Origin of the sequence: Kocuria turfanensis (genome assembly GCF_001580365.1) — a bacterium.
In the GTDB taxonomy this organism is placed as follows: Bacteria; Actinomycetota; Actinomycetes; order Actinomycetales; family Micrococcaceae; genus Kocuria; species Kocuria turfanensis.
The window spans coordinates 814,500-835,447 of record NZ_CP014480.1 but is presented as its reverse complement, the minus strand read 5'-3'; the positions used below and the strand labels follow the sequence as shown (position 1 = coordinate 835,447).

At 75.9% G+C, this 20,948-nt stretch carries 22 protein-coding genes; 20 read left to right on the top strand and 2 right to left on the bottom strand.

What is annotated here, in order from left to right:
- Window positions 1–38: 38 nt before the first annotated feature.
- The 20 genes from AYX06_RS03835 to AYX06_RS03740 all read left to right on the top strand — a co-directional run bounded on the left by AYX06_RS03835 (window position 39) and on the right by AYX06_RS03740 (window position 19,080).
- The gene (locus tag AYX06_RS03835) at window positions 39–1,361 is read left to right on the top strand and encodes a hypothetical protein (RefSeq protein WP_147017320.1); all 1,323 of its coding nucleotides are present in this window, start codon (window positions 39–41) and stop codon (window positions 1,359–1,361) included.
- A 580-nt stretch (window positions 1,362–1,941) separates the two neighbouring features.
- The gene (locus AYX06_RS03830) at window positions 1,942–3,459 is read left to right on the top strand and encodes a sensor histidine kinase (protein ID WP_062734648.1); all 1,518 of its coding nucleotides are present in this window, start codon (window positions 1,942–1,944) and stop codon (window positions 3,457–3,459) included.
- Window positions 3,456–4,130: a response regulator gene (locus tag AYX06_RS03825; RefSeq protein ID WP_062734645.1), complete on the top strand. Its 675-nt coding sequence runs from the start codon at window positions 3,456–3,458 to the stop codon at window positions 4,128–4,130. Before AYX06_RS03830 ends, AYX06_RS03825 begins: the two co-directional genes overlap by 4 nt.
- Window positions 4,131–4,299: 169 nt before the next feature.
- Window positions 4,300–5,241, top strand: a complete 942-nt coding sequence (locus AYX06_RS03820) for an ABC transporter ATP-binding protein (protein WP_084271433.1) — start codon at window positions 4,300–4,302, stop codon at window positions 5,239–5,241.
- Window positions 5,238–6,419 (top strand): ABC transporter permease, encoded by a 1,182-nt coding sequence (locus AYX06_RS03815; protein WP_062734643.1) that lies wholly within the window; start codon window positions 5,238–5,240, stop codon window positions 6,417–6,419. Before AYX06_RS03820 ends, AYX06_RS03815 begins: the two co-directional genes overlap by 4 nt.
- A 223-nt stretch (window positions 6,420–6,642) precedes the next feature.
- Window positions 6,643–7,077 (top strand): 30S ribosomal protein S16, encoded by a 435-nt coding sequence (gene rpsP, locus AYX06_RS03810; protein WP_062734640.1) that lies wholly within the window; start codon window positions 6,643–6,645, stop codon window positions 7,075–7,077.
- 2 nt (window positions 7,078–7,079) lie between these two features.
- Window positions 7,080–7,325: an RNA-binding protein gene (locus tag AYX06_RS03805; protein ID WP_047805200.1), complete on the top strand. Its 246-nt coding sequence runs from the start codon at window positions 7,080–7,082 to the stop codon at window positions 7,323–7,325.
- 145 nt (window positions 7,326–7,470) lie between these two features.
- Entirely contained in the window at window positions 7,471–8,109 is a 639-nt protein-coding gene (rimM, locus tag AYX06_RS03800; RefSeq protein ID WP_062734638.1) for a ribosome maturation factor RimM, read from the top strand.
- Window positions 8,109–8,945, top strand: a complete 837-nt coding sequence (gene trmD / locus AYX06_RS03795) for a tRNA (guanosine(37)-N1)-methyltransferase TrmD (protein WP_062734636.1) — start codon at window positions 8,109–8,111, stop codon at window positions 8,943–8,945. Before rimM ends, trmD begins: the two co-directional genes overlap by 1 nt.
- Before the next feature lie 198 nt (window positions 8,946–9,143).
- Window positions 9,144–9,542: a 50S ribosomal protein L19 gene (gene rplS, locus AYX06_RS03790; RefSeq protein WP_062734634.1), complete on the top strand. Its 399-nt coding sequence runs from the start codon at window positions 9,144–9,146 to the stop codon at window positions 9,540–9,542.
- A gap of 16 nt (window positions 9,543–9,558) precedes the next feature.
- Complete coding sequence (lepB, locus tag AYX06_RS03785; RefSeq protein WP_062734631.1) at window positions 9,559–10,239, top strand: signal peptidase I; 681 nt, start codon at window positions 9,559–9,561, stop codon at window positions 10,237–10,239.
- Between the two features lie 72 nt (window positions 10,240–10,311).
- Window positions 10,312–11,250: a signal peptidase I gene (gene lepB / locus AYX06_RS03780; RefSeq protein WP_232319386.1), complete on the top strand. Its 939-nt coding sequence runs from the start codon at window positions 10,312–10,314 to the stop codon at window positions 11,248–11,250.
- Window positions 11,240–12,001: a ribonuclease HII gene (locus AYX06_RS03775; protein WP_062734630.1), complete on the top strand. Its 762-nt coding sequence runs from the start codon at window positions 11,240–11,242 to the stop codon at window positions 11,999–12,001. Before lepB (AYX06_RS03780) ends, AYX06_RS03775 begins: the two co-directional genes overlap by 11 nt.
- Window positions 11,998–12,342, top strand: a complete 345-nt coding sequence (locus tag AYX06_RS03770; protein WP_062734628.1) for a DUF2469 domain-containing protein — start codon at window positions 11,998–12,000, stop codon at window positions 12,340–12,342. The genes AYX06_RS03775 and AYX06_RS03770 overlap by 4 nt, the downstream gene beginning before the upstream one ends.
- Before the next feature lie 98 nt (window positions 12,343–12,440).
- On the top strand, window positions 12,441–12,809 hold the full coding sequence (locus tag AYX06_RS03765) for a YraN family protein (RefSeq protein ID WP_062734623.1): 369 nt from the start codon (window positions 12,441–12,443) through the stop codon (window positions 12,807–12,809).
- Window positions 12,810–12,899: 90 nt separating this feature from the next.
- Window positions 12,900–14,165 (top strand): hypothetical protein, encoded by a 1,266-nt coding sequence (locus tag AYX06_RS03760; RefSeq protein ID WP_062734619.1) that lies wholly within the window; start codon window positions 12,900–12,902, stop codon window positions 14,163–14,165.
- Between the two features lie 236 nt (window positions 14,166–14,401).
- Window positions 14,402–16,015 carry a YifB family Mg chelatase-like AAA ATPase gene (locus AYX06_RS03755; RefSeq protein ID WP_062734616.1) on the top strand — a complete coding sequence of 538 codons (1,614 nt, stop codon included), beginning with the start codon at window positions 14,402–14,404 and terminating at the stop codon, window positions 16,013–16,015.
- A gap of 55 nt (window positions 16,016–16,070) precedes the next feature.
- Window positions 16,071–17,297 (top strand): DNA-processing protein DprA, encoded by a 1,227-nt coding sequence (locus tag AYX06_RS03750; protein WP_062734613.1) that lies wholly within the window; start codon window positions 16,071–16,073, stop codon window positions 17,295–17,297.
- 9 nt (window positions 17,298–17,306) lie between these two features.
- A complete protein-coding gene (locus AYX06_RS03745) occupies window positions 17,307–18,257 on the top strand; it encodes a tyrosine-type recombinase/integrase (RefSeq protein ID WP_062734609.1) in 951 nt (316 codons plus the stop codon).
- A gap of 319 nt (window positions 18,258–18,576) precedes the next feature.
- Window positions 18,577–19,080 (top strand): DUF3145 domain-containing protein, encoded by a 504-nt coding sequence (locus tag AYX06_RS03740; protein WP_047805220.1) that lies wholly within the window; start codon window positions 18,577–18,579, stop codon window positions 19,078–19,080.
- Between the two features lie 97 nt (window positions 19,081–19,177).
- Here AYX06_RS03740 and AYX06_RS03735 read toward each other — a convergent pair whose 3' ends face one another.
- Entirely contained in the window at window positions 19,178–20,437 is a 1,260-nt protein-coding gene (locus AYX06_RS03735; protein ID WP_062734606.1) for a beta-ketoacyl-[acyl-carrier-protein] synthase family protein, read from the bottom strand.
- Window positions 20,438–20,549: 112 nt separating this feature from the next.
- A complete protein-coding gene (locus AYX06_RS03730) occupies window positions 20,550–20,795 on the bottom strand; it encodes an acyl carrier protein (RefSeq protein ID WP_017833742.1) in 246 nt (81 codons plus the stop codon).
- Window positions 20,796–20,948 lie beyond the last annotated feature (153 nt).

Below are 20,948 nucleotides of genomic sequence, written 5' to 3'. Positions count from 1 at the left end.
CCCCGGGACGGCCGGGACGACGGCGTAGCATGGACGCCATGACCTCACTCCCCGCCGACGACATCACGTCCTCCACCTCCGCGTGGGACCTGGTCCCCGCCACGGTGGTCTGCGCGACGGAGGCCGCCGCCGCGCCGACCCCGGAGCCCCGGCCCACGTGCGAGGAGATGCGCGCGGTCATCGCCGGGCACCGCCTGATCAGCGCCTACGCGGAAGGCCCCCGGGCCACGCAGCTGATGTTCCTCGCCGACGCCGAGGGCCGCCTGGCCCGCGCCGCCGCCGACGGCTCGGTGGAGGCCGGGTGCACCCTCGACGAGCTGGCCGGCGCCCTCGCCCGGGCCACCGGCCACCAGCTGCGGCCCGAGCACCCCGGTCTGCGCCGGGTCCTGCTGGTCCACCTGGACGCCCCGGACCTGCCCGTGCTGGCCGCCCTGTCCGGCACCGGGTTCACCGCGGTCTCCCGGCACGGCTGGTCCGTGGTGGTCTTCGACGCCGAGGTCGACTTCTGGACCGTGCGCACCGGCCTCGCCGAGACGGCCGTGGCGCTCTCCTCGGACGGGGCCACCCGCTCCTTCGAGGTCCTGCTCGCCGGGGAGGACCCGGCGTCCGTCACCGACCTGGAGGCCGCCGACGCGGTGTGCGCCCTCGAGTGGGGCCCGGAGTGGCGGCCCACCGGCGGGGCCGGCGCGGAGTCGGGGGAGACCCCGGCCGGGCGGTTCGAGCGCGACCTGGTCCGGCTGTGCGCCGGCGGCACCTCGGAGCTGCAGACCGAGTCCGTCGCCTCGGTCTTCGACCTGGACCCGGCCGAGACGAACCGGCTGCGCAACTACGTGCTGGGCGAGTCCACCGACCTGGTCCTGGAGTCCGTCCTGCAGCTGCTGGGCCTGCCCGCGCTGGCCGCCAAGGTCGTGGAGGGCAGCCGCGAGATCACCGAGCTCGAGGGCGCCGAGCACTACGAGCCCGCGGCCGTGGGCGCCGCGCTCCTGCACGGTCTCACCATCGAGCCCACCGGGGACGGGCTGCTCGCCCGCTACCAGCGCGCCCTCGTGCGCCGACCCGAGCTGCTGCTGGCCCTGGCCGGCACCGAGACCGCCCTCGGGGTGGGGCTCGCGGGCGCCGCCCGACGCGGCGGGTCCGGGGCCCGCGTGCTCGGCACCCTCTCCGCGGCGCTGCTCGCCGACGCCGCCGCCGAGAGCGCCTACTACGCCGCGCTGCGCGGGGCCCGCCACCGGCACGCCGGCACGCGCCCCGGCACCGTCGCCGCGGACGACTCCCCGGCGGCCGAGCTGCTCGCCGGGCCGGACCCCGCGACCGGTTCGCGGGCGCGCTGGCGCCGCTTCTTCGGCCTCGACCGCGGCTGAGACCCGCGCCCGGCCCGCGACTGACCCGCGCCCGGCCCGCGCCGACCTGCACCCGGCCCGCGACTGACCCGCGCCCGGCCCGCGCCGACCTGCACCCGGCCCGCGACTGACCCGCGCCCGGCCCGCGCCGACCTGCACCCGGCCCGCGACTGACCCGCGCCCGGCCCGCGCCGACCTGCACCCGGCCCGCGACTGACCCGCGCCCGGCCCGCGCCGACCTGCACCCGGCCCGCGACTGACCCGCGCCCGGCCCGCGCCGACCTGCACCCGGCCCGCGACTGACCCGCGCCCGGCCCGCGCCGACCTGCACCCGGCCCGCGACTGACCCGCGCCCGGCCCGCGCCGACCTGCACCCGGCCCGCGACTGACCCGCGCCCGGCCCGCGCCGACTTGCATCCGGCCCGCGCCCGGCCCGCGACTGACCCCCGCACCCGGCCCGCGACTGACCCGCACCGACTCGCGCCCGGCCGGCGGCGGGCCCCGGTCGATGCGGCCGGCAGGCACCCTGACCGGGCACCGCTCGCCGGGCTCCCCCCGGCGGCGGAGCCCGGTCCGGCCCCCGCCGCGCTAGCGTGGTGACGTGCCCACTCCATCCAGCACCGACCCCGCGACCGCCCCCGGCCGGACGGCCCTGCCCGGCCCCCTCGAGCGGAGCGTCGGGACCGCGGAGGCCCCCGGCACCGGCCCCGGTCCTGCCGGGGTGCCGCGGCTTCCGTTCCCCGAACGGTTCACGGCCTGGCTGAACGACCCCGAGGACCCGTTCTGGGAGCGGCCCGCGCCCACGCCCGCGCAGCGGCGCAACGACGTCCTCGGCACCGCCGCCTTCCTGGCGGTGGCCCTGTTCAGCGCCGTGCTGATGCACAGCTACGTGGGCGTGCCGGAGACGGAGGAGCCGTGGCTGATGTACCTCGGCGTGAGCGCGCTGATCCTCCCGCTCGCGGTGCGGCGCCGGTTCCCGGTCGGCGTGCTCCTCGTCTCGTCGGTGCTGTTCTTCGCCTTCTACTACATCAGCATCGCGGCGGCGTTCCTGCTGGCCTACCAGGTCGCCTACTTCGCGGCCCTGTACGCCGCAGTGGCCTGGGCCCGGGACCGCGCCGCGATGCTCACCGCCCTGTCCGCGGTGATCGGCTGCATGGCCCTGTGGCTGGTCGTGGAGCTGACCATCACCCAGGCCTACGCCGAGATCGTCCAGGCGCAGGAGCCGGTGGACGGGCCGCTGCCGCAGGTCCTGGCCGTCCAGCTGCACGCCGGACTCGTCAATGTCGTGTACTTCGGCGGCGCGGTGCTCGCCGGCCGGGCCTCCTGGCGCTCGGCCCTGCAGCGGCACCGCCTGGCGGGCCAGGCCGAGCGGATCCGCGAGCAGTCCGCGGAGATCGCCCGCCGCGCCGTCGTCGACGAACGGATGCGGATCGCCCGGGAACTGCACGACGTCGTGGCCCACCACGTCTCGGTGATCGGCATCCAGGCCGGCGCCGCCCGCAAGGTCCTGGACCGGGACCCCGCGGCCGCGGCGGCGGCCCTGCGCACCGTCGAGGAGTCCAGCCGGACGGCCGTGGGGGAGATGCGCCAGCTGCTCGGCGTCCTGCGTGCGGAGGACGAGAACGGGGACGCACCTGCCGGGCGCCGACCCGATCCGGGGCTCGCGGACATCGCAGCCCTCGCGCACCGGCACGCCGAGAACGGGCTCGCGGTGGACGTGCGCACGGTCGAGGCCGTGACCGAGGACCTCGGCCGGGTCCCCGCCGGTCTCGGCCTTTCCCTGTTCCGGTGCGCCCAGGAGTCCCTCTCCAACGTGATCCGCCACTCCACGGCCACCACCGCCTCGCTCGTCCTGCGCACCGGGCGCGGCCCGGACGGACCCTGGATCGAGCTGGAGGTGCTCGACGGCGGCTCGCCCCGGTCCGGCACCGCGGGCACCGGCTTCGGGCTGCAGGGACTGCGCGAGCGCGTCCGGCTGCACGGCGGCGAGGCGGAGATCGGGCCGCGGTCGGGCCGTCCCGGATGGCGGGTGCGCGCCCGCTGCCCCCTGCCCGCGGACGGCTCGCCGGACGGGGCAGGCGCCGCCGTACCGGCGCCCGTGGAAGGATCGGGAGCATGATCCGCGTCCTGCTCGCCGACGACCACGCCCTCGTCCGTTCCGGCTTCGCCATGGTCCTGTCCGTCGAGGACGACATCGAGGTCGTGGCCCAGGCCGCCGACGGCGCCGCCGCCGTCGCCGCGGCCCGGAACGGGGCCGTGGACGTGGCGCTGCTGGACGTGCAGATGCCGGTGATGGACGGGATCGAGGCGACCCGGCGGATCGTGGGCACGGGCTGCGCCAAGGTCGTCATCGTCACGACCTTCGACCGGGAGGACTACCTCTTCGACGCGCTCGCGGCCGGCGCCAGCGGCTTCCTGCTGAAGAACGCGGACCCCGACGACCTCGTGGAGGCCGTGCGCGCCGTCGCCGGAGGGCACGCCCTGCTCGCCCCCGAAGCCACGCTGCGCGTCATCCGCGCCCTGGCCGCCGACGTCTCCCCGGCCGCCCCGGAGCCGGCCCCCGCCCCGCCCGACCCCGCGCAGCAACGGATCGTGGCCTCCCTCACCGAGCGCGAGCACGAGGTCCTGCGGCTGGTCTCCGAGGGACTGTCCAACGCGGAGATCGCCCAACGCCTGTTCCTGGGCCCGGCCACGGTCAAGACCCACGTCTCCAACATCCTCGCCAAGACGGGCTCCCGCGACCGGGTGCAGGCCGTCGTCTTCGCCCACCGGGCCGGCCTGGCCGGCTGACCCGGCTCCACCGCCAGGCGGAGATCCCCACGGGTCCGGGCCCGTGCGGTCTCCGCCCCCGTGGGGATCCGCGGGTGAGCCGCACTTCCTAGGCTGGAGCCGAGCCGCCCGGCACCCCGCGGGCGGGCCCCCGGTCGAGAGGACCCCGTCCCATGAGCACCCCCGCCCCATGAGCACCGCCGTGACGCCCGGGGCCGGCACCGCCCGCGGCCGGCCCCGCACCGACGGGCACGTCCTGGAGGCCCGGGGGCTCAGCCGCAGCTTCGGGGGCCGAACCGTGGTCGACGACGTCTCCTTCACCGTGGCGCCCGGCCGGATGACCGGCTTCGTCGGGGCCAACGGCGCCGGCAAGACCACCACCATGCGGATGCTCATGGGCGTGCTGCGCGCCTCCTCGGGGCAGGTCCTCTGGGACGGCCGCCTGATCACCGCGGCCGACCGCGCCGGCTTCGGCTACATGCCCGAGGAGCGCGGGCTCTACCCCAAGCAGGGGGTCCTCGACCAGCTGGGCTACCTCGGCCGGCTGCACGGGATGAGCCGCCGCGACGCGCTCGCGGAGGCCGCCCGGCTGCTGGAGCGCTTCGGCCTCGCCGGGCGTGCCAAGGACCGGCTCGAGTCCCTGTCCCTGGGCAACCAGCAGAAGGTCCAGGTCGCCGCCGCGCTGCTGCACGGGCCCGCCGCCCTGGTCCTCGACGAGCCGTTCTCCGGGCTGGACCCGGTGGCGGTGGACGCCATGGTGGAGCTGCTGCGGGAGCGGACGGCCCGAGGCGTGCCCGTGCTCTTCTCCAGCCACCAGCTCGAGCTCGTCGACCGCCTCTGCGACACGCTCGTCGTCCTCTCCGGCGGCCGGGTCCTGGCCGCCGGCACCGCCGACGAGCTGCGCCGGGCCGGTCCCCGCCGGCACCGGCTGCACTGCGAGCAGGACACCGGGTGGGTCCGCGACGTGCCCGGGGTGCGCGTCGTCGACGTCGACGGCCCGGCCGCGGTGCTGGAGCTCGAGGACCGCGCCGCGCGCGCCCGGCTCCTCGAGCAGGCCGTCCGGCACGGGCTCGTGGAGTTCGCCGAGATCGTCCCCGCCCTGACCGCTGTCTACCGCGAGGTGACGCGGTGACCGCCCGCCCGCCCGCGGACCGGCCGTGGTGGACCGTCACGGCCCGCGAGATCGCGGTGAAGCTGCGCGACCGGTCCTTCCTGCTCTCGACCGCCGCCACGCTGCTCCTGGTGGCCGCCTCGATCGCCGCCTCCGCCCTGCTGGGAGACCGGGCCGCCGAGCACGTCGTGGCCACGGCCGGCCCCGAGGCGGCACCCGTCACCGCACGGGCCGCCCAGGCCCTGGCCGACGCCGGCGAGGACACCCTGACGGTGCACGGCACCGGCTCGGCCGACGCCGCGCGGGCGGCCGTGGCCGCCGAGTCCGCGGACGCGGCACTGCTGCTCGAGCTCGACGGCTGGACGGTGGTCGGCCGGGACGGCGTGGACCCCGGTCTCGGCCGGGCCCTGGAGCAGGCGGTCGCCGACGCGACGCTCGCCGCCAACGCCCGCGCGGCCGGCACGACGGCCGAGGAGCTCACCGCCGGCGCCGAGCTGCGCACCGAGCTGCTCGCCGGCGGGACGGACCGGGGACCCGTCCGCCTGGCCATGGGATTCGCCTTCGCCCTGCTGTTCTACCTCTCGGCGGTCGTCTTCGGGATGGCCATCGCCCACTCCGTGCTCGAGGAGAAGCAGAACCGGGTCGTGGAGATCCTGGCCACCGCCGTCCCGGTCCGGCAGCTGCTCCACGGGAAGGTGCTGGGCAACTGCCTGCTCGCCTTCGGGCAGATCGCCCTCTACGCCCTCGTGGGCCTCGTCGGCGTGAACGTCGCCGGAACCGCGGCCGACGTCGGCTGGGCGCTGGCGGCCTCCGGCTGGTTCGTGGCCTTCTTCGTGGCCGGCTTCGCCGCGCAGGCCTCCGTCTGGGCCGTGCTCGGCTCCCTCGCCTCCCGCCCGGAGGACCTGCAGAGCAGCACCGGGCCGATCCTGGCCGTGCTCGTCGGGGCGCTGTTCGTGGGCCTCTACGCCGAGGGCGCCTGGCTCACGGCCGCCTCCTACGTGCCCGTCGTCTCCTCCGTCGCCATGCCCGTGCGGATGCTCGGCGGCGACGTGGCCTGGTGGCAGCCCGTGCTCTCCCTCGCCGTGACCCTCGCCGCGGCCTGGCTGCTGCTGCGGGCGGGGGAGCGGATCTACGAGCGCGCCGTGTTCCAGGGCGGTCGATCCCTGGGCTGGCGGGAGGCGGCGCGCCTGGAGCCGTGACACCGGCCCGGATCCCTGACACCGGACGGGCCCCGCGGCGACCCGGGCAGCGCGCCGGTGGGCGGCGGACTTGACCGCGTCTGGCATACTGGAGGGGTACTCGATGCGTGCGGTCCCTCTCGCCGCACGTTTCTCGTGTCCACAGAACCCCTGCGACCGGCCCGCCCCACGGGAGCGAGACCAGGGCGTTCACCTCATCCAAGAACCAGGAGAGTCCACACCAGTGGCTGTTAAGATCCGTCTCAAGCGCATGGGCAAGATGCGCGATCCCCGTTACCGCCTCGTCGTCGTCGACTCCCGCAAGAAGCGCGACGGCCGCGTCATCGAGGAGATCGGCAAGTACCACCCGACCGAGCACCCCTCCTACATCGAGGTCGTCTCGGAGCGGGCCCAGTACTGGCTCGGCGTCGGCGCCCAGCCGTCCGAGGCCGTCGCGGCCATCCTCCGGGTGACCGGTGACTGGCAGCGTTTCAAGGGCGAGGAGGGTGCCGAGGGCACCCTGCAGCAGCCCCAGGGCAAGGGCGAGTTCGTCGCCCCCGACAAGGGCTCCGTGATCATCCCCGAGGCGATCACCCCCAAGGGCGAGAAGACCGAGACCGCCGCGCCCGGCGCCGAGTCCGACGACGCCCCCGCGGCTGACGCCGAGAAGGCCGAGTAGTCGTGCTCGCCGACGCGTTGGAGCACCTCGTCCGCGGGATCGTGGACAGCCCCGATGACGTCGACGTCCGACTAAAGAGCGGGCGCCGGGCGGAGACCCTCGAGGTCCGGGTGCACCCGGACGACCTCGGGCGGGTCATCGGACGCCAGGGCCGCACCGCCAAGGCGCTGCGCACCGTCATCGGCGCGCTCGCCGAGGACGGCCCGGTCCGGATCGACGTCGTCGACACCGACCGCCGCACCCGCTGAGGCGGGCCGGGCGCGCCCGCGACCGGCCCCGCCGCCCGCACGGTCCCCGCATCCGCACCGGATGCGGGGACCGTCGGCGTTGACGGCCCCCGCGCCGTCCGCACCCCGCCCCGGCCCCCCGGCCGCACAACCCTCAGGAGCGCACATGTTGGTCCAGGTCGCCCGCATCGGCAAGCCCCACGGCATCCGCGGGGAGGTCACCGTGCAACTGTTCACGGACGCCCCCGAGGAGCGCTTCGCCCCCGGGGCGCGGCTGCGGCTCGAGCCGTCCTCCCCGCTCGCCCCGCAGGGGACGGTCACCGTGCGCGGGGCCCGCTGGAACAAGGCCGTGCTCGTCGTCGCCCTCGAGGAGGTGCCCGACCGCAACGGCGCCGAGTCGCTGCGCGGCACCCTGCTCTTCGCCGAGGCCCAGGACGAGGACCCGGAGGCCGAGGAGTGGTACGAGCACGAACTGGTCGACCTCGAGGTCCGCACCGGGCCCGAGGACGGCAGCGGCCCGCGGATCGGCGTCGTGACCGGGCTGCGCACCATGCCCGTCCAGGACCTGCTCGAGATCACGCTGGACGAGGACGGGCGCGAGGCCGCGCTGCCCTTCGTCGAGGAGATCGTGCCGGTCGTCGACCCCGAGGGCGGCTTCGTCGTCGTCACCCCGCCGCCGGGACTGCTCGAGCTCGGTCTGGAGGACGCCGCCCCCGAGCCCGTCACCCTTGAGCCCGGCACCCCTGAGCCCGGCACCCCTGAGCCCGGCACCCCCGAGAACGGCGCCCCGGAGGGCGGACGCTGATGCGCATCGACGTCGTCAGCATCTTCCCCGAGTACCTCTCCGCCCTCGACCTCTCGCTGATCGGCAAGGCCAGGGAGCAGGGGTTGCTGCAGCTGACCGTGACCGACCTGCGCGAGTTCACCGCCGACCGGCACCGGACGGTCGACGACACGCCCTACGGCGGCGGCGCCGGCATGGTCATGAAGCCGGAGCCGTGGGCGCTGGCCCTCGACGCCGCCCGCACGCGCGGCCCCGCGGCGGCTGGGGCCCCGGAGCAGCGGCCGGTGCTCGTGGTGCCCTCCCCGGCCGGTGAGGTCTTCACCCAGGCCACCGCCCGGGAGCTCGCCCTCCGGGAGCACCTCGTCTTCGCCTGCGGGCGCTACGAAGGCATCGACGAGCGTGTCGTCGAGTGGTCCCGGGAGCACTTCGAGGTCCGGCCCATGAGCCTGGGCGACTACGTGCTCAACGGCGGGGAGGTCGCCGTGCTGGCCATGGTCGAGGCGATCGGCCGGCTGGTGCCGGGCGTGATCGGCAACCCGGAGTCGCTCGTGGAGGAGTCCCACGCGGAGGGGCTGCTCGAGTACCCCGTCTACACCAAGCCCGCACTGTGGCGGGACCGGCCCGTGCCGGAGGTCCTGCTCTCGGGCCACCACGGGCGGATCGCCCGCTGGCGGCGCGACCGCCAGCTGCAGCGCACCGCGGCCCGCCGCCCGGACCTCGTCGCCGCCCTGGACCCGGCGGGCCTCGACCGCGCCGACCGCGACGTCCTCGCCGCGGCCGGCTGGGTCGTGTCCGGCGACCGGGTGGTGCGCGACGGCGCGGGCGGGGGAGACGCCCAGGGGCATCCTGTGGCATAATGACCAGCTGTGTCTGCTGGGCACGCCCCTGCCGCAGGGGGATGAGCGACCAACAGCAGGACACCCGGGAACCCTCCTTCGGGGGCCCGGCCACCACGTCTTGCGGATTCCGCACCCGGACCGGGCACCGCCCGGGCCGCAGCACGGATCCGTGCCGACCCACGTGAGCGACCTGCGGCGTTCACCAGGAGAGACACCATGAACATCCTCGACCAGCTCGACGCCAAGTCCCTGCGCAGCGACGTCCCCGACTTCCGTCCGGGCGACACCCTCAACGTGCACGTGAACATCGTCGAGGGCAACCGCTCGCGCGTGCAGGTCTTCAAGGGCTTCGTGCTCGGCCGCCAGGGCGCCGGCGTGCACGAGACCTTCACCGTCCGCAAGGTCTCCTTCGGCGTGGGCGTGGAGCGCACCTTCCCGGTGCACTCCCCGGTCATCGACAAGATCGAGGTCCTCACCCGCGGTGACGTCCGTCGCGCGAAGCTCTACTACATGCGCGACCGCCACGGCAAGGCCGCTCGCATCCGCGAGAAGCGGGACAACACCGCCACCACCAAGTCGAACAAGTCCGGCAAGTCCGGCAAGTCCGGCAAGTAGGACGGCGCGCGCTCCCGTGCCCACCGGAACCCGGGCGCGGGACCCGCACAACACCGGGTCCCACGCCGTACGGCGAGAACGCCAGCTCCGCACTCGGGGCTGGCGTTCCGTCGTCCTCGCCCTGCTCGTCGCGGCGCTCGTCGCCGGAGTGCTGCGCGCCTTCGTCGTGGACGTGTACTGGATCGGCTCGGACTCGATGCAGCCCACCGTGGAACCCGGGGACCGGGTGCTGGTGGGCAAGCTCCGCCACGGGACGGAGCCCGAGCGCGGCGACCTGGTGGTCTTCGACGGCCGCGGCAGCTTCGCACCGCTGCGCAGCGACGATCCCTGGCCGGTCCAGGGCCTGCAGAGCCTCGGCCGGTGGACCGGGCTGGCCGGCTCCGACAGCGTCTACCTCAAGCGCGTGCTGGGCACGCCCGGGGACACGGTCTCCTGCTGCGGCCCCTCCGGACGTCTGGTGGTCAACGGCGAGGAGATCACCGAGGACTACGTCCGGGAGGGGGACCGCCCGAGCGAGATCGAGTTCACCGCCGTGGTCCCCGAGGGCCGGCTCTGGCTCATGGGCGACCACCGCTCGGTGTCGGTCGACTCGCGCAGTCTGCTCGGCGCGCCCGGTGGCGGGCTGGTCCGAGCGGATAAGGTCATCGGAGAACCTGTTGCTGTCCTCTGGCCCCTGGACCGGGCCGGGCAGCTCTGACGCGATCCGCACGGATCCGGAACCGGGCGCCCGCGGGCGCCCGCGGGCGCCCGCCCAGGAAGGACGAGAGCATTGGCCGACAGGACCCCGACCGCCGGTGACGGCGCGCCCCGCGAGAGCCGGGGCGCCACCGGCGACGCCGCCCTTCCCGCCGCGGAGGCCCCCGGCACGCCTCCGACGGCCTCCACCGTGCCGCCGGAGGACTCCGCCACAGCCGCGCAGGACCCCGGCGCGGACGCCGAGGGCACCGACCTCGACCGGGGATCCACGTCGCGGCGCGGCCGCCGCTCGGGCGCGGGACGATCGCGCAAGCAGCGCCCGGACACGTTCTGGGGCTCGGTCCGGGAGATCGTGCTCGTGCTGGTCTGGGCCGTGCTCATCGCCTTCGTGGTCAAGACCCTCCTGGTGCGGGGCTTCTACATCCCGTCCGGATCCATGGAGAACACCCTCCAGCTCAACGACCGGATCTTCGTCAACGTCGTCGAACCCACCTTCGGCCCGCTCGAGCGGGGGGACATCGTGGTCTTCGAGGACGCGAAGGGGTGGTTGCCCGCCCAGCCGGACAGCGGCGGGGGGCCGGCGGACGCCGTCTACGACGCCCTCGCCTTCGTCGGCGTGCTGCCCGACCGCACCGACCAGCACCTGATCAAGCGCGTCATCGGGGTCGGCGGCGACCAGGTGGCGTGCTGCGACGGTTCGGGGCGGGTCACCGTCAACGGGCAGGCCCTCGAGGAGGGCGGCTATCTGTACCCCGGCTCCGCGCCCTCGGACATCCCCTTCGACATCGTCGTCCCGCAGGACCACTACTTCGTGATGGGCGACCACCGCGACGCGTCCGCCGACTCGCGGGTCCACTTCTCGGAGATCATCGAGGACAGCGCGTTCATCAGCCACGACGACGTGGTCGGCACCGCGTTCGTCATCGCCTGGCCGCTCGACCGCTTCCAGTGGCTGCAGAACCCGGACGACGTCTTCGCCGACATCCCGGCCGGGTCCGCCGGTGGCTCCTGAGCCCCGCACGGCGCGGCCACCGGCCGGGCCCCCGGGACGGGCCCCCGGCCTCGCCGTCGAGCGATCCCTCCAGGAGGGCGGCGCCCATCGGGTGGGCGGCATGGACGAGGTCGGCCGCGGCGCCCTGGCCGGCCCGGTCACGGCCGGGGTGGTGGTCCTGCACCCCGGCACGGCACGCGGGATCCCCGGGCTGCGGGACAGCAAGCTGCTGAGCCCCGCCCGCCGCGAGGCCCTCGTCCCGCGGATCCGCTCCTGGTGCGCCGCCAGCGGTGTGGGCCACGCCTCCCCGCAGGAGATCGACGGGCTGGGGCTGACGGGCGCGCTGCGCCTGGCCGGGCAGCGCGCCCTGGCCGCGGCGGCCCGAGGCGGCGCCGCCCCGGACGTCGTGCTCCTGGACGGACGGCACGACTGGCTGTCCGCGGCCGCGGCCCCGTCCCTCTTCGACGCCCCCGCCGCCGCGGACGAGCCCGTCTGGACCGGGACGGTCGTGACCCGGGTCAAGGCGGACCTGACGTGCGCGAGCGTGGCCGCGGCCAGCGTGCTGGCGAAGGTGGAGCGGGACGGGATCATGCGCGAGCTCTCCGGGGCCTGGCCGCAGTACGGTTGGGAGAACAACAAGGGCTACGGTGCCGCAGGGCACCGCGCGGCTCTCGAGGAGGGCGGCCCCACGCCCCACCACCGGCTGAGCTGGCGGCTGACCCGGCCGGCGGCCGCCGCCGGGCCGAGCACGAGCGGAGACGAGACGACATGAGCGCCGAAGAACTCGAGAACTTCGAGACGGACCTGGAGCTGCAGCTCTACCGCGAGTACCGGGACGTGGCCGGGCTGTTCCAGTTCGTGGTGGAGACCGACCGCCGCTTCTACCTGGCCAACTCGGTGCGGATCGACCCGGTGGAGACGCGCACCGGGCTCTACTTCGACGTCGAGCTCAAGGACGCCTGGGTGTGGGACGTCTACCGCTCGGCGCGGTTCGTGAAGCACGTGCGCGTGATGAGCTTCAAGGACGTCAACGTGGAGGAGCTCGCCCACGCGGATCCCTTCTCCGTGCCCGGCGCCGCCGGACCCGCGGCCGGAGATCCCACGGCCTCCTGACCCGCCCTGCACACCGGCCCGCGGGCGGCTCCCGCCGCGGCCGCCGGCGGCCATGCTGGACCCCGGTCCGCGGCGTCCCGGACCGGGGAGGGGGTCGGGTGTCCGGGGGACTCGGAGCGCACGGTGAGCAGCTCGCGGCCGCGCACCTGACGGGGCTGGGCTACCGCGTCCTGGACCGCAACTGGCGTGCGGTGCCCGCCCGGGACGGCCTCCGCGGCGAGGTGGACGTCGTCGCCGAGCAGGGGGAGTGGGTCGTCGCCGTGGAGGTGAAGACCCGCTCGAGCGTCCGTTACGGGCATCCTTTCGAGTCCATTACGCGGGCCAAGACGGTGCGCCTGCACCGCCTCGCGGCGGCCTGGGCGAGGGCCCACGACCGCGACCCCGCGATGATCAGGGTCGATGCTGTTGCAATCACATTCGCACAGGACGGAGCGGCCGAGATCGAGATCCTGCAACAGATCCAATAAGACGCGACGCGCCCGCACCCGGCGTGACAGTCCTCCCGCGACGTGCCACTGTGGAACCGTCGACAACCGGGAGAACGTCGGAGGTGCGCTGTGGTCGCTGCGGGACCGCTCACCCCCGCGCGTCGTGCCGCGACCCTCGCCGCGGCCGTCGCGCTGGCCGCCACGGGCTGCGGCGCGGCGACGGAGGACGAGCCCGAGATCGTCGCCCAGCCGGGGACCGTGACGACCGCCCCCAGCGGGCTGACCCCGGGCCCCTACGCCCTCACCACGGAGGAGGGCGCCGTGATCTCCTTCGACCTGCCGACCGTGCCCGCCCCGGACGACGAGGTGGAGCAGCTGCGCAAGGATCTGCACGTCGAGCCCGTCACCTACGTCGAGCTGCACATCGACAACACCGAGGGCACGCGCGCCGTGGAGATCGACGACCTGAAGGTGATCAGCCACGAGGGCGGCCAGTTCCCCTTCCAGCCGGCCGTCGAGGTGCTCGCCGAGTGGGATCCCGACCGGTCCGTCGAGGGCGGGTTCTGGCGCGCCGACGGCACGCCGCTGGACGCCGCGGAGGGCACGGAGCTGGACGCCCGCACCCACGAGCTCATCGGCCAGTACACCGGGTCCGTCCCGGCCGGCGCCGAGGGCCGCGAGCTGATGATCGGCGACTTCGAGCGCCTGCCGCTGAGCTTCGACGACGTCGAGCTCTCCCCGTACCCGAACGAGCGGGCCCTGTTACCGGAGCCGGTCGGCCACGGGCCCGTCCAGCGCCAGTACCGTGCGGGGGCCCCGGAGCCGGCCCCGCGGGAGCGCGTCGACCCGCTGCCGGCGCCCGATGCCCCGGCCCAGCCGGCGGCCCGGCCGGCCCAGCCCCCGGCCGCGCCTCCCGCCCCGCCGCCTGCCGAGCCCACCGCCGCGCCGGAGCCCGCCCCCGGGCCTGCTCCCGTGTACGTGCCCGACTGCACCGACGCCGCCGATCCGTCCGGCCCGGTGCAGCAGGCCGCCTGGAACGCGGCCTGCGCACCCGTGGCCGAGCCGTTGCCCCTGCCCACGGGCGCACCGGCTCCCACACCGTCGCCGGAGCCGACGTCGCCACCCCCTCCGCCGCCTCCGGGCCCTGAGCCCGAGCCCTCACCCACCGACGACGACCTGGCCCCCGCCGCCGGGGCGCCGGGGGCGACGCCCAGCCCCACCCCGTCGGCGTCCTCGAGCCCCACCGCGCGCCGGACCTGGCCTCCGCCTCCGGAGCCGGTCACCCAGGCCTCCCCGGACCCGGCCGGTCCCACGTCCTCCGCCACGCCCACGCCCACTCCGGAGCCCACGGCCACGCCCTCGTCCTCGCTCCCCATCGGGAGCTATCCGGCCTGACGCGCCGGGCTGTTCCACAGCGGGACCTGCCGGTCCTCCGTGATCCGGGCCGCGCCGTGGAGCATGGCCGGCATGCACCCGAGCCCACCGCACCGCGCTGCCGACCCCGGCCCCGCCCGCCGCCGGCGCGCCGCCGCCGACCTGCACCCCAGTCGACCGCACATCGTTCCCGGTTCCGGGCGCGCCCGCACCGGGCCTCCGCCCGGCCCGTACCCGTGCCGGGCGGAGGCCCGGTGATGGGCTTCGCGCGCACCTGGGCGGTGGCCCTCGTGGGGCTGGACGGGGCGATGGTGGAGGTCGAGGCCGACATCGGCCAGACCCTGCCCGCCTTCTCGATCGTCGGCCTGCCGGACGCCGCCCTCAACGAGGCGCGCGAGCGGCTGCGGGCCGCGGCGCGCAACAGCGGCATGCCGCTGAGCCCGCGCAAGCTCACGGTCAACCTGACCCCGGCGACCCTGCCCAAGCGCGGCTCGCTCTTCGACCTCGCCATCGTGCTGAGCGCCCTGCAGGCCGCCGGGTCCGTGCCCGCGACCGGCCGCACCGTCTTCCTGGCCGAGCTCGGCCTGGACGGGGCGCTGCGCCCGGTGCGCGGGATCCTGCCGGCGGTCATGGCGGCGGTGCGGGCCGGGCACGAGCGGATCGTCGTCTTCGAGGCCAACGCCGCCGAGGCCGCCCTGGTCCCCGGCGCCCGGGTGGCCGGCTACGGCTGCCTCGCCGAGGTGCTCGCCGCCGCCGGCGCCGATCCGCAGGAGCTGCGCCGCCCCGCACCGGCCGGTGACCCCTCCGGCGCCGTCCCCTCCTGTGCCGCCCCGTCCGCACCCGGACCGGGCGGCCCCGGGCCCGGCAGGACGGCGCCGGACGGGACGGCCGCGGGAGCGGCGGCGCACACGGATCCCGACCTCGCCGACGTCGCCGGTCAGGAGGACGGCCGGCTGGCCCTGGAGATCGCCGCCGCGGGCGGGCACCACCTGCTCATGGTGGGCCCGCCCGGTTCCGGCAAGACGATGCTGGCCGAACGCCTGCCCGGACTGCTGCCCGACCTCGAGGACGACGCCGCCATGGAGGTCACCGCGATCCACTCCCTCGGCGGCCCTGCGCAGCGGCGCACCGCGCTGATCCGGCGCCCGCCCTTCGAGGCGCCGCACCACACCGTGTCCTCGGCGGCCCTGTTCGGGGGCGGGACGGGGATCCCGCGGCCCGGCGCCGCCTCGCGCGCCCACCGCGGGGTGCTGTTCCTCGACGAGGCGCCGGAGTTCGACCGGGGCGTGATCGACGCCCTGCGCCAGCCCCTGGAGAGCGGGCGGGTGACGATCGACCGGGCGGTGGCCTCGGCGGTGTACCCGGCCCGGTTCCAGCTGGTGCTCGCCGCGAACCCCTGCCCGTGCGGGCAGTCCGCAGGCCGCGGAGCGGACTGCACCTGCACCCCTCGGGTGCGCCGGTCGTACTTCGGCAAGCTCAGCGGCCCGCTCCTGGACCGCGTGGACCTGCAGATCTCCGTGCCCAAGGTCTCCTACGGTGAGCTCGCCTCCGGGGCGGGCGGTGCCGAGCCGACGGCCGCCGTCGCCGCCCGGGTCGCCGCCGCCCGCGGCGCCCAGGCCGAACGCCTCCGCCGGCTGGGCCTGCGCACCAACGCCGAGCTCGGCACGGTCCTCCTGCACGGGCCCCTGCGGCCGCCGCGCACCGTCACCGCGCCGCTGGAGCGGGCGATGGACCGGGGGGCGCTGACGGCCCGGGGCCACCAGCGGGTGCTGCGCGTCGCCTGGACGCTCGCCGACCTCGACGGCCGCGGCGTGCCGGCGGTGGACGACGTCGACACCGCCCTGTACCTCCGCTCGCTCGTGCCGGCCTGACCGCGGCACTGATCCGACCGCGGCACCGACCCGACCGCCCAGAGGAGGACCGACCATGCACCCCGCCCCGTCCGCTCCCCGACCCGCCGGTGACGGCGTGCGGCTGGCCCGCGCCGGGCTCTGCCGCCTCGTGGAGCCCACGGACCCCACCGCCATGCTCCTGCTGGCCGCCCTCGGACCGGTCGCGGCCCTGGAGATCGCCGCCGGCCGACGGACGATCCGTGCGGCCGAGCACGCCGACCTCGTCCGGGCCGGCGCAGAGGCCGGGTACGGTCCCCGGCAGGTCGACCTGCGCCGCGCGATGGAGCGCTGGGCCGGCCGCGCCGCCGGGCTGGACCCCGCCGCGGACCTCGCCGCGGCCGCCCGGGCCGGAGCGTGGTTCGCGGTGCCGGAGGACCCGGACTGGCCGGAGGCGCTGGCGGACCTGGGGCTGTTCCAGCCGATCGGACTGTGGGGCCGGGGCCGGCGCGGGCTGCTCCGGTTCCCCGCCGGCCGGGCGGTGGCCGTCGTCGGCTCCCGCGACTGCTCCGGCTACGGCCGCGGGATCGCCCTGGACCTCGCCGGTGCCCTGGCCTCGCGCGGCTGGACCGTGGTCTCCGGGGGCGCCTACGGGATCGACCAGGCCGCCCACACCGCCGCTCTGGCCACCGGCACGGGCGTCCCGCCCACGGTCTCGGTCATGGCCTGCGGCATCGACCGGCTCTATCCGCGCGGCAACGACGAGCTGCTCCGCGGCGTCGAGGCCTCGGGGCTGCTGCTCAGCGAGGCGTCGCCGGGGTGCACGCCCAGCCGCTACCGCTTCCTGCAGCGCAACCGGATCATCGCCGCCCTCTCGGCGGGGACCGTGGTCGTCGAGGCCCGGTGGCGCTCGGGCGCCCAGAACACCGCCCACCACGCGGACGGCCTCAGCCGCCCCGTGGGCGCCGTCCCCGGCAGCGTCCTCGCGGGGACCTCTGCCGGGTGCCACCGCCTGGTCCGGGAGGGCAGCGCCGTGCTGGTCACCGACGTCGAGGAGGTGCTGGAGCTGCTCCAGCCGCTGGGCGCCACCGCGGCGGCCACCGACCCCGCCGACGCCGCGGAGGGGCCGGCCGCGGTGGTCGACGGGCTCTCGCAGCCCGACCGCGTGCTGCTGGACGCCCTGCCGCTGGCGGCGCGCAGTCGCCCGGACCACCTCGTGCGGGTCGCCGGCCTGTCCGCGCGCGAGGTGCTCGGCGGACTGCGCCGGCTCGAGGAGCGCGGGCTGGCCGAGGGGTCGGAGGAGGGCTGGCGCCGCCGTCGCTAGACTCGCCCCATGAGCACCGCCCCCGCCCCGCTGCCGACGGCCGTGACCCGCGCCCTGGAGCGGTACGCGGAGCACCTGTGGCACGAGAAGGCGCGCAGTCCCCGCACCGTGGGCGCCTACACCTCGGACCTGCGAGCCCTGTTCGCCTGGCTGCACGAACGCTACGCCGTGGCCACGCCCGCGGCCGTGGACCTGGACATGCTCCGGGCGTGGCTGGCCACCCGGCACGCAGGCGGCGCGGGACGCTCGTCGATGGCCCGCTGGACGGCCTCGGTCCGCGGCTTCTTCGGCTGGGCCGCCGCCACCGGTCTCGTGGGCGCCGACCCCAGCCTGCGGCTCGTGGCCCCTCGGCGGCAGCGCCACCTCCCGGACGTCGTGCCCGCCGACGGGATGCGGGAGCTGCTCGACGACCTCGCCGGGCGCGCCGCCGACCCGGCCGTCACCGAGGCCGAGGCGGCGCTGCGCGCGCGGGACCGGGCGCTCCTGGAGCTGCTCTACGCCACGGGGGCGCGGGTGAGCGAGCTCGCGGGCGCCGACGTCGACGACCTCGACCGCCACCGGCGGGTGCTCACCGTGATCGGCAAGGGCGACAAGCAGCGCACCGTGCCCTTCGGCCGCCCCGCGGACGAGGCGCTGCAGAGCTGGCTGGCCCGCAGGCCGCTGCTGGCCACGGCCGGGAGCGGGCCGGCGCTCTTCCTCGGCTTCCGGGGCGGGCGGATCGACGTCCGGCAGGTCCGCCGGGTGGTGGAGCGCGAGCTCGGCACGGTCCCGGACACCGCGGCGCGCGGGCCCCACGCGCTGCGCCACTCCGCCGCCACCCACCTCGTGGACGGCGGCGCGGACCTGCGCACCGTGCAGGAGCTGCTGGGCCACGCCTCCGTGGCCACCACGCAGATCTACACGCACGTCTCCGTGGACCGGCTCGGAGCGGTGTACCGCCAGGCGCATCCGCGCGCCTGAGCCCGCGCGTCCGAGCCCGCGCCGACCGCGCCCCGGCGGCCGCGCGACGTCGCACAGGTTGACGGCCCCGGAAACTGTGCAGTTGAATGAGATGCGTAGTGTATCCACCGTTCCGGACCGGCCGGCAGGTCGCGGGCCGGGGCGGCGGGTACGGCACCGGGTCGACCGGGCGCCGTGCGGGCCTCGAATCCCCGCGGTGCACGGGCCGGCCGCACAATCGCATCGCCCGGGAGCGGCGCGCACACCGCGACCCGGCGGGTGGGGCCGTTGCTGTGCAGGGCGTCGGGGAAGACGTACCTACACGACGGAGGAGCAGGTCATGTCTTCACCCACCACGCGCGGAGTGCTCTACGTGCACTCCGCGCCACAGGCGCTGTGCCCGCACATCCAGTGGGCGCTGGAGTCGGTCGCGCGCCAGCGCACGGAGCTGGAGTGGACCCAGCAGAACGCCGAGCCGGGCACGGTGCGCGCCGAGCTGGAGTGGTCGGGCCCCGCCGGCACCGGCGCGCTGCTGGCCTCCGCCCTGCGCACGATGGGCCGGCTCCGGTTCGAGGTGACGGAGAACCCCTCCCGCGGCCACGACGGCGCGCGCTGGTCCTTCACCCCGGACCTCGGGATCTTCCACGCCACCACGGACGCCGCCGGCAACATCATGGTCTCCGAGGACCGGATCCGCTACGCCTACGAGACCGCGGCCGGCAATCCGCTGCTGGTGATCAACGAGCTCTCGCTCGCCCTCGGCGAGGCCTGGGACGAGGAGCTGGAGCCGTTCCGGCACGCGGCTGAGGGCGCTCCGGTGCGCTGGCTGCACCGGGTCGGCTGAGCGCACCCGTTCCCGCTCCGCCTCCGGGGGCCGGACACGGCACGAGGGTCGCCCCGCGCTGCGGGGCGACCCTCGTGCCGTGTGCCGGACGGACCGGTCAGACGGTGCGGAACGCGGCGACGGCGTTGTGCCCGCCGAAGCCGAAGGAGTTGGACACGGCGACGAAGTCCCCGCCCGGCAGCTCCCGGGCGTCCGTGACGACGTCGAGGTCGATCTCCGGGTCCTGGTTCTCCAGGTTGATGGTGCACGGCGCGGTGCGGTGGTGCACGGCGAGGACGGTCAGCACGGCCTCCACGGCACCGGAGCCGCCCAGGAGGTGCCCGGTCATGGACTTGGTGGCGGAGACGCACATGTCGTCCACGGCCGAGCCGAAGGCCCGCCGCAGGGCACCGGCCTCGGGGGCGTCGCCCCGGGGGGTGGAGGTGGCGTGGGCGTTGACGTGCTTGACGTCGGCCGGCGCGAACCCGCCGGTCTGCATGGCCTCGTCGAGGGCGCGGGCCGCGCCGCGGCCCTCGTCGTCGGGCGCGGTGATGTGGTAGGCGTCGGAGGTCAGCCCGGCTCCGGCCAGCTCCGCGTACACGCGGGCGCCGCGGGCCTTGGCGTGCTCCTCCGACTCGAGCACCACGGCGCCCGCGCCCTCGCCCATCACGAAGCCGTCGCGGGCCGTGTCGTAGGGCCGGGACGCGCGCTCGGGCTCGTCGTTGCGCTTGGACAGCGCCTGCATCGAGGAGAACGCGGCGATGGTCACCGGGTGGATCGCGGACTCGGCCCCGCCGACCACCACGAGGTCGGCCTTGCCGGAGCGGATCAGGTTCATGCCCTGGTAGAAGGCCTCCGTGCCGGAGGCGCAGGCCGAGACGGGGGTGATCGAGGCGGCGCGGGCCTTGAGGTCCATGCCGACGGCCGCGGCGTTGCCGTTGGGCATGAGCATGGGCACGGTCAGCGGCATGACGCGGCGGGCCCCGCGCTTCTGCAGGGTGTCGTAGGCGTCGAGCAGGGTCCAGACCCCGCCGATGCCGGTGCCGAAGGCCACCGCGAAGCGGTCGGGGTCGACCTCCGCGGAGTCCTCGGCGTTGGGGCCGGAGAAGCCGGCGTCCGCCCAGGCCTCGCGGGCGGCGATGACCGACAGCTGCCCCGAGGGGTCCAGGCGCTTGGCCTCGACGCGGGAGAGCACCTCGCCGGCGGAGGTCGAGACCGGCGCGGCGATCCGCACGGCGAGATCGTAGGTGTCCACCCAGTCGTGCTCGATGGCGCGGACACCGGAGACGCCGGCGTTGGCGCTGCGCCACAGCTCGGGGACGGTGCCACCGATCGGGGTGGTGGCACCGAGACCGGTGACGACTACTTTGCGGGTCATGACTGCACTTCCTCGTGTCCTGGGATGAAGCGGTGGGCGGTCCGCCCGGGTGCGGGTCGGCGGGACGCGGCGGTTCCTGCGCCCCGCCGCGTCCCGCTGACGACCGGCCGACTCAGGCCTGGGCGTTGTCGATGAAGTTGACGGCGTCCTCGACGGTCTTGAGGTTCTTGACCTCCTCGTCGGGGATGGTCACGTCGAACTTCTCCTCGGCGTTGACGACGATGGTCATCATCGAGATGGAGTCGATGTCCAGGTCCTCGGTGAAGGACTTGTCGAGCTGGACCGCCTCGGTCTCCAGACCGGTCTCCTCGTTGACGATCTCCGCCAGGCCGGTCAGGATTTCCTCTTTGCTCGCCATAGTGTGGCTTCCTTTCTCTGCGGCTGCCGGGGCAGCCGGTGGTGACGGGCGCTCCCGGGCGGGTGCCGGGCGCATCTGTCCCGGTCAGGCCGTACGGCCGGGCCGGGGGACATCGGGTGTGCGGTTCAACCCTACGACGAGTCGCAGAGGCCC

Coding starts and splice junctions, on each gene's coding strand:
- AYX06_RS03835 (WP_147017320.1), top strand. CDS start 39: ATGACCTCACTCCCCGCCGACGACATCACGTCCTCCACCTCCGCGTGG.
- AYX06_RS03825 (WP_062734645.1), top strand. CDS start 3,456: ATGATCCGCGTCCTGCTCGCCGACGACCACGCCCTCGTCCGTTCCGGC.
- AYX06_RS03820 (WP_084271433.1), top strand. CDS start 4,300: ATGAGCACCGCCGTGACGCCCGGGGCCGGCACCGCCCGCGGCCGGCCC.
- rimM (WP_062734638.1), top strand. CDS start 7,471: ATGTTGGTCCAGGTCGCCCGCATCGGCAAGCCCCACGGCATCCGCGGG.
- trmD (WP_062734636.1), top strand. CDS start 8,109: ATGCGCATCGACGTCGTCAGCATCTTCCCCGAGTACCTCTCCGCCCTC.
- rplS (WP_062734634.1), top strand. CDS start 9,144: ATGAACATCCTCGACCAGCTCGACGCCAAGTCCCTGCGCAGCGACGTC.
- AYX06_RS03770 (WP_062734628.1), top strand. CDS start 11,998: ATGAGCGCCGAAGAACTCGAGAACTTCGAGACGGACCTGGAGCTGCAG.
- AYX06_RS03755 (WP_062734616.1), top strand. CDS start 14,402: ATGGGCTTCGCGCGCACCTGGGCGGTGGCCCTCGTGGGGCTGGACGGG.
- AYX06_RS03750 (WP_062734613.1), top strand. CDS start 16,071: ATGCACCCCGCCCCGTCCGCTCCCCGACCCGCCGGTGACGGCGTGCGG.
- AYX06_RS03745 (WP_062734609.1), top strand. CDS start 17,307: ATGAGCACCGCCCCCGCCCCGCTGCCGACGGCCGTGACCCGCGCCCTG.
- AYX06_RS03740 (WP_047805220.1), top strand. CDS start 18,577: ATGTCTTCACCCACCACGCGCGGAGTGCTCTACGTGCACTCCGCGCCA.
- AYX06_RS03735 (WP_062734606.1), bottom strand. CDS start 20,437: ATGACCCGCAAAGTAGTCGTCACCGGTCTCGGTGCCACCACCCCGATC.
- AYX06_RS03730 (WP_017833742.1), bottom strand. CDS start 20,795: ATGGCGAGCAAAGAGGAAATCCTGACCGGCCTGGCGGAGATCGTCAAC.